Annotated in this window: 5 protein-coding genes; 1 reads left to right on the forward strand and 4 read right to left on the reverse strand. The window is 45.1% G+C overall.

Translation table 11 applies throughout. The features are described 5' to 3' along the window. Positions 1–7: 7 nt before the first annotated feature. The 4 genes from ACI35L_RS14920 to ACI35L_RS14935 all read right to left on the reverse strand — a co-directional run bounded on the left by ACI35L_RS14920 (position 8) and on the right by ACI35L_RS14935 (position 5,008). Positions 8–1,036 carry an LCP family protein gene (locus ACI35L_RS14920; RefSeq protein ID WP_439803205.1) on the reverse strand — a complete coding sequence of 343 codons (1,029 nt, stop codon included), beginning with the start codon at positions 1,034–1,036 and terminating at the stop codon, positions 8–10. 173 nt (positions 1,037–1,209) lie between these two features. Further along, positions 1,210–1,800 (reverse strand): class D sortase, encoded by a 591-nt coding sequence (locus ACI35L_RS14925; RefSeq protein WP_049669395.1) that lies wholly within the window; start codon positions 1,798–1,800, stop codon positions 1,210–1,212. Then, entirely contained in the window at positions 1,801–3,027 is a 1,227-nt protein-coding gene (locus ACI35L_RS14930) for a processed acidic surface protein (RefSeq protein ID WP_439803206.1), read from the reverse strand. A gap of 67 nt (positions 3,028–3,094) precedes the next feature. Next, positions 3,095–5,008, reverse strand: a complete 1,914-nt coding sequence (locus ACI35L_RS14935; RefSeq protein ID WP_439803207.1) for a S8 family serine peptidase — start codon at positions 5,006–5,008, stop codon at positions 3,095–3,097. A 165-nt stretch (positions 5,009–5,173) separates the two neighbouring features. Between ACI35L_RS14935 and ACI35L_RS14940 the strand changes: the two genes are divergently transcribed. Further along, positions 5,174–6,226 carry a LysM peptidoglycan-binding domain-containing protein gene (locus ACI35L_RS14940; protein ID WP_439803208.1) on the forward strand — a complete coding sequence of 351 codons (1,053 nt, stop codon included), beginning with the start codon at positions 5,174–5,176 and terminating at the stop codon, positions 6,224–6,226. Position 6,227: the final 1 nt, after the last annotated feature.

A 6,227-nucleotide genomic window follows, 5' to 3' on the forward strand; every position in this document is an offset into this window, starting at 1 on the left:
ATCTATTTTATTCAATCTCGCTGCTGCCAGCGTATTCGTCTGTTGCAGAAGTATCTGTGCTGGAATCAGCTGTTTTGTTTACATCCATGTGGACTTGCAGCTCTTCAATCGTAGAGGCTAGGTTGGCTTCATCAAGCTGGTAGTAGTATACGTTGTTGATGTAGGAATCTGAGCCCTTGAGATTGAGTGATTCGATGCTTAGATCACTTGCCATGACGTAGTTCGTGAAGCCTTTCATTTCAGCGAAGGTCATGTTTGTTTTCATATTTTTGCCGATGCCTTGGATGACATTGGCATATTTCGTGATGGATGAAGCGGATGAAGCTTTTTCTACAATAGCTTGAATGAGCTGTTGCTGGCGTTTTCCGCGTTCGATATCACTGTCTTTCTTTCTTGTACGGGCGAAGGCGAGTGCTTCTTCTCCGTCAAGTGTTTGTGTGCCTTCCTCAATTGTGATGGCACCTGCTTTGTCTTTGGAGTTTTGCTCAGAGAATGTATATGGAACATCCACTGTGATTCCGCCAAGGGCATCAACAACATCAACAAATGCATTGAAATTCATTTTGACATAATAGTCTACTGGGACTTGGAGAAGGTTCTCGACAGTGTTAATAGTGTATTCCACTCCGCCGTATGCGTGGGCATGGGTAATCTTCGAGTACGTACCCTTGTCAGGGATGTATACATAGGAGTCACGCGGGATACTTAACAATTTGACGGTCTTGTCATCATCATTGAATGTGGCAAGCAATAATGCGTCAGTACGTGAGCCCTTTCCGCTGTTACGGACATCACTGTCATCGACACCCATGAATAGAACGGATACATTGTCATCTGCCGGGTTTACAGCGCGCTCGCTAACGGTTGAACCATCATAGGAATCCTTTAAAACATCTGATGCTGTATAGTATAGGTATGCAGCGTATCCACCAACGGCTAAGATGAGCGTTAAGATAGGTAATACAATAAATGCTACGATTCGACGTCTTCTTATCTTTTTACGCCTTTTAATGCGTTCTGCCTGCCTGTTTTGCATATTGTTCTCCTTTATTCTATAGTAAAAAGGTTTTTGTTTGATTCCTTAGTATCAGTATCCATTCTACCCCTTTTCGCACGCCCCGTAAATTTTTTTTTTACTTCAGAATAACTTGTTATTCCCATGCCTATAAGAAAAACCACTTAAACATCATGATTAAGTGGCTCTTTCTCTTATTCATCTATTAATGTAGCTACCAGAATGTACCGGTCCGGTGCATCCCCAATATAGTCAAAGGGATAGCAGGTAGTGACGGTCAAGGTAGCGCGCGGCTTTGGTACGATGACGGTGCGGTCATCCGCATCGACAATCCGCACCTGCCTTACCTTATACGTAAATTTCCCCGCCGTGGTTTTCACCACGAGCTTATCACCGACCCCGACCTCGCCAAGCCGGCGAAAGACGGTATCACGGTGTCCTGAGAGAACCGAGTTATCCTTCTCCCCTGGAAGGACGCTGTTTGCATAATGGCCGACGCCCCTCTCAAGCTCGTCCTCATCCGTTCCCTCGACAATCGGCAGGCTGGCAGAGATCTTCGGGATAATCAATTCACCGAACGTCTCTCCCATGCCCGGATATTCACTGTACAGTTCTTCTTGTTCGGCTTCTTTCGGTGCCTCTTTTGGCTCAGGCTTTTCTTCCTTTACTTTCACCTCAGGCACATCAGCCTGTACAAAGAAGGGTATGCTATTTTTGACGACCAGACCAAGTCCCGTGAGGATGAGCAAGATGGACAACACTAGGGTTAATCTGGCTTTGCTCATTTAAGCGGACTTCCTTTTACGATAGACAAGCATGCCTGCTCCAAGACCAGCGATGGCAGCGCCAAGCAGAATGCCTTCTGTGTAGTTGCCGGCTGTATTAGGCAATTTACCGCCGTTTTCCGTTTTCGTTACCTTCTTTACTGGTTTTACCGTTTTAACTGGCTTCTTGACCGGATTTTTCTTTTCTTCTTTCACTTCGGTGATTGGTTTGATTACCTTGCCGACCTCTCCTTTAATGACGTCAGAACCGAAGAGCTCTGCTGTGAAGAGCAGGTCTGCAAGGAATTCACCTTGAAGATTATACAGCTCGATAAGCAGGTCCGCGTCATTAGTCGTTTCGAGGTGCATCAGCTCGTTTAAGGTGATTGGCTGCTTAGAATCCCCTTTGACAAGATAATACTTCGCATTCAACTGGAAGATATTCAAGATTTCGTTAAAAACAGACACGATTTCATTCATTTGCGCTTCTGTCAGGTCATCAGAACTCTCGAAGTCAGGCAATTGATTGACGCGGTCCTCAAGAGCGAACAGACGGTCAAGAATCGTCTCGTCTTCCTCCGCTATACGCATGAAATGCTCAAACAGTCTCTCTAATTCTTCTTCAGTAAGACCAATTTCTGCGAAGTCGCCGGCAATTTCACTGAGCAAATCTTCCATAAATTCTTCATCGTCATAAAAATAATCCATTAAGAATAAATCCAAATCTTCAATATACGTAAAGTTTGCTAAGCTTTCACCCATCTCATCCAAGATGGCATTCAGCTCTTCGCGCGTGATTTCGTAATCATCGAGAAGCGCCTGCAAATTCTCATCTGTGATTGGCGTCAGATCTGGAGATTGGTAATAATCGAGATGCATATCAAGCGCATTGATATAAATGAAGGTCTCTTCTAATGTACTGCCCTCTTCCATGTCGCCATACTCAATCAATTCATCGATCAGCTCCTGCTTGCTCCCATATCCATAGGAAACAATCAGCTCTTCGACATTCTTATTCGTAATCCTCGCTCCAAGAATTTCTTTCAGTTCATCCACTGTCTTGACGTCAGAAAGCTCTTCTAGAAAATAATATTCATAAAAGTCCTCAAACTCCTCTACACTTGTGAAGCCCTCTTCCTGAACAAATGCCTTCAGTGCAGCTTCGTCTGTTACGGCAAATCCAACTGCCGGCTTCAAGTACGTAAACAGCATCAATCCCACAACTAGCAACAACCATTTCTGTTTCATTACATATCCCCCTGAATAATGACATTCTATTACATAATTATAGGTCATATTTACAAATATTACTATTCTATTTTTTTAGAACTTTTCGCTTAATTGCTTTGCTTTGGTTGCCCGCCTCATCTGTTAAGTATAGGTGAATGGTTGTGCCGGCTTTTTGTTTACTGATCTTCACAGAGAACTTGCCATCCTTGCCGGCTTTAACCGTTTTGGCTATAGACTTGCCTCCAACCTTCAAGATGACCTTTGCCCTTGCTTCCGTCTTGCCGGTTACCTTTGTCGTGGACGCCGTAATTTTGCTGATTTGCGCTAATGCAGGGGGAGTCTTATCCTTTACGACGACTTTCGCTGCCTTACTGACATTCTTTGCTTGGTCAGCCGCTGTGACCGTTAAGGCAGTACCGGCCTTTTGCTTTGATTTCAGCTTTAGGGTGAACTTGCCCGCTTTATCCGCCTTGCCGCTCACAACCGTTGTTTTGCCTTTTTTTACGGTGATGAGCGAGGCGGCTTCAGCCGTTCCGGAAATGGCGGTGCTATTATCAGCCACAGCTTGGACCTTCGGCGCATTCGGTGCTGTCACATCCTTGACGGTTTTCGTCACCGGCCAGCTTTCATTTCCTTCACGATCGATGAGCTTGATGGTGATTTTTCTTCCTGCAGCTTGTTTCCCTATCTCGATTGCCGTTTTAAAAGCAGTGCCATGGTTAACGGCTTTCTTCACCGTTTTGCCATTAGCGGTGACAGAAATGGTCCCGCGGAATGCGCTTGAATAGCTCAGACTCACCTTTGAATGCTTGTCCGTGATATCCGTTACCTTCGGTGAGGCAAGCAGGCGATACTTCAGTGCCTTAGCTGCATCGACCCGCGGGTATTCATACAGCTTTCCGGTCCGTGGGTTCTTCAGCTTGGCGGCAGTTTGTAAAAGCCGATATTCGACTTGAGCATTCGTCAGCTTCGGCTCCTTTGACCAAATGAGCGCAGCGACGCCGGCTACGACCGGTGAGGCCATTGAGGTACCGGAATAGGCCCCGTATTTTCCGTTTGGAAGAGTCGACAGTACATCCGTACCGGGTGCTAGTATATCGACGGTTTTGCCGTAATTGGAGTAACGAGCCATCACATCATATTGGGTCGTTGCTCCGACAGAGATGACATTCTGATAGCCAGCAGGGTAATTAATCATATAGCTGCCTGTATTGCCCGCTGCGGCTATGATGACCGTTCCCTTTTTGTGGGCGGCTTGGACTGCCTCATTAAGAGCTCTGGAATAGAACTCCATCCCTAAGCTCATATTCAGGATATCTGCCCCGTTTTTGACGGCATATTCGATTCCTTGAATGATTTCTGATATATAGGCCACGTCATCCTCGAAGACATTAATCGGCATGACCTTGACACCTGGCGCTACACCAGACCCTCCAATGCGATTATTGGCACTTGCCGCAATGATTCCGCCGACATGGGTTCCATGCTCTCCGACAGGAATTTTGGCATTTTTCGTTAAAACATTATATGGTTTGACGATATTATTTTTGAGGTCAGGATGCTTCATATCCATTCCGTCATCAATGACAGCGACAATCGTTTGATTGCTGCCCATCGTGACATCCCAGGCTCTCTCACTCTGAATGGTCTGATGATGCCATTGTTCACGATATTTCACATCATTCGGGATCACACTGCGGGTCAGCTTGTAATCAGGCTCTGCATAAAGAACACCCGGACGTTTCTCTAATTCTTTCAAAAAGGCAGACATCGATTGATTGACTGGTTTTTTAAGAGAGACGAGTTTCTCCTTCTCAGCTAGGACGGTCGCACCAGCCTTCAGCAGGCGAGTAATCCCTTGGAAGCTCTGCATCTTTACGATAACCCTGCCTGAAGTCTCATTGACAGACCTTTCGACAGATTCTGCTGATGACAGATGTGCCATTGGACTCACGAACAAGAAAATCAGCGCCACGATAAGGGAAATAAGTCTTTTCAAGTAGCTTCATCTCCAATATAATACCTATTTTCCTTTATTTTACCATTCTATTAGAGTAATAACATGATACTTTTTACGCATTACTGTAGAAATATGTTTTATCAATATTTTACCTGTGTTACTATAATATAGGAGACAATTCCCGAAAGGAGCGAAGTCGTAGAAATGAAGAAACAAGCAGTCGCATTTGCTGCCGTTGCCGTTATGGCAACTTCATACGCCGGTTCCGCTTCCGCTGATTCCCTAACCTACACAATCAAAAAAGGCGATACACTATCAGCCATAGCTAATAAGAGCGGAACCACTGTTGCAGCATTGAAGAAATTAAATAATCTAAAGTCTGATCTCATCTATCCGAACCAAGTTCTTCGTCTTGACAATAAGGCAGCAGTTAAACCGGACAAGCAGGCCAACACCGGCTCAGGCTCATCCAGTTCAGCTAAGACCTATACGGTCGTTGCCGGGGACAGTCTCTCCAAGATTGCCTCCAAGCATAAGGTCACTGTCAATAATCTTATTGCCTGGAATAATTTAAAGAACACAATGATCTATCCTAGACAAGTATTGAAGGTATCCGGACAATCAACAAGCACGCCCGTGAAGAATAACCCGCCAAAGCAGAACACTCCGCCGAAAAGCGGCAGCACAGCAACCTACACCGTGAAGAGCGGTGATACACTGAGCGGCATCGGGAAGGCGTATGGAATGAGCGTCTCCTCCATTAAATCCTTGAATAACCTGAAATCAGACAGGATCTATGTCGGACAGAAGCTCAAGCTCTCTGCTGGCACGACATCCAATCCGTCTACAAAACCGAGCACTCCTGCGAAAGAGGAGGTATCGAGCGGATCGAGCGCCTTTGTCAACAAGCTCATAACCGAAAGCAAGAAGCTAATTGGCATTAAGTATGTATTCGGCGGAACAACGATCAATGGATTCGACTGCAGCGGTTTCATCTATTATGTATACAATAAAGCTGGTTATAAGATGGGCCGTCATTCTGCCCAGGGCTATTATGACCGTTCCTATTATGTGAATACACCAAAGCCTGGTGACCTCGTATTCTTTGAAAATACATATAAGAAGGGAATCTCCCACTTAGGTATTTATATCGGGAATAATCAGTTCATCAATGCAGATAACAGCGGTGTGAGGATTGTCAGCTTAGATAATTCCTATTACAAGAAACATTTTTCCGCATTTAAACGCTTGTATTAAT

It is taken from the genome of Pradoshia sp., from assembly GCF_051873915.1.
Lineage (GTDB): Bacteria > Bacillota > Bacilli > Bacillales > Pradoshiaceae > Pradoshia.

Excerpts from the sequence above, each read along its gene's own strand:
- ACI35L_RS14920 (WP_439803205.1), bottom strand. The coding sequence starts at position 1,036 with ATGCAAAACAGGCAGGCAGAACGCATTAAAAGGCGTAAAAAGATAAGA.
- ACI35L_RS14925 (WP_049669395.1), bottom strand. The coding sequence starts at position 1,800 with ATGAGCAAAGCCAGATTAACCCTAGTGTTGTCCATCTTGCTCATCCTC.
- ACI35L_RS14930 (WP_439803206.1), bottom strand. The coding sequence starts at position 3,027 with ATGAAACAGAAATGGTTGTTGCTAGTTGTGGGATTGATGCTGTTTACG.
- ACI35L_RS14940 (WP_439803208.1), top strand. The coding sequence starts at position 5,174 with ATGAAGAAACAAGCAGTCGCATTTGCTGCCGTTGCCGTTATGGCAACT.